1 protein-coding gene is annotated in these 899 nt (G+C 53.2%); it reads right to left on the bottom strand.

All coding sequences use genetic code 11. The features are described from left to right. Positions 1-899, bottom strand: an 899-nt coding sequence (locus EAE90_RS23240) for an AMP-binding protein (protein WP_214055449.1), incomplete at both ends; no start/stop codon positions are given.

The following is an 899-nucleotide window of genomic DNA, read 5'->3' as shown; positions in this document are numbered from 1 at the left end:
CCATCGTTATCCAATAAATAAAGACGGGCATTATCTAGCGGACGACCGATAGTCGGATAAGGGTGCGACGGCTCTATACAGGCCAACGTCGTATCCACGGTACATTCTGTTGGGCCGTAGACATTATAGGCCGTCAGTTGCGGTATACCGGCTATCGTCTGCCAGATTTGTGTGGATATGGATTCCCCCCCAATCAACAGCGTCAACGCTTTTTTATGGTTAGACAAACCCGCCGCCAACAACATCTCTAACTGCATTGGCGTACAGTCCAGCACATCCAGCTCTGTCGTGGTTAAAAACTGCAATAAGGCGGCCCCATCGACTCGCACATCTTGCGGAACAATCACCAGCGTATAGCCATTCAACAGACCCAGTATATGTTGCAATGACGCATCAAATGCCATACTCGCGTTCAGGCTAACCCGGTAAGAGGCAGATGAAGGCGCAAACACCCGCGCTGTCAGCGTGCTATGGAGATTTAACAGAGAATGATGTTCAACCATCACCCCTTTCGGCATACCGGTCGAACCCGAGGTATAAATCACATAGGCCAAATGCCGGGAAGTCAGCGCAGGTATCTGAGGATTACTGTCCGGCTGATCTGGCAAGGTATTCGGGTCAAGTACGGTCAGTCTGGTCAGCGTTTCCTCGCCTAATGCAGACCGGCCGGTCTTATCCGCCAGCACCACTGTCGGCGCAGCGTCATGCAGGATATGCACCAGACGTTCACCCGGATAAGCGGGGTCCAACGGCACATAGGCGCCACCAGCTTTCAGTATTGCCAATATTCCCACCACCATAGCCGGTGAACGCGACACACAAATCGCCACTCGCTGATCCGGCGCTACGCCCAGCGCAATCAGCTGATGGGCCAACCGGTTAGCACGGGCATTTAATTC

The organism is Photorhabdus caribbeanensis (assembly GCF_018448885.1).
GTDB classification, from domain to species: Bacteria; Pseudomonadota; Gammaproteobacteria; order Enterobacterales; family Enterobacteriaceae; genus Photorhabdus; species Photorhabdus caribbeanensis.
Note: the sequence above shows the minus strand (reverse complement) of the source record. Positions and strands in the feature narration are given on the sequence as shown.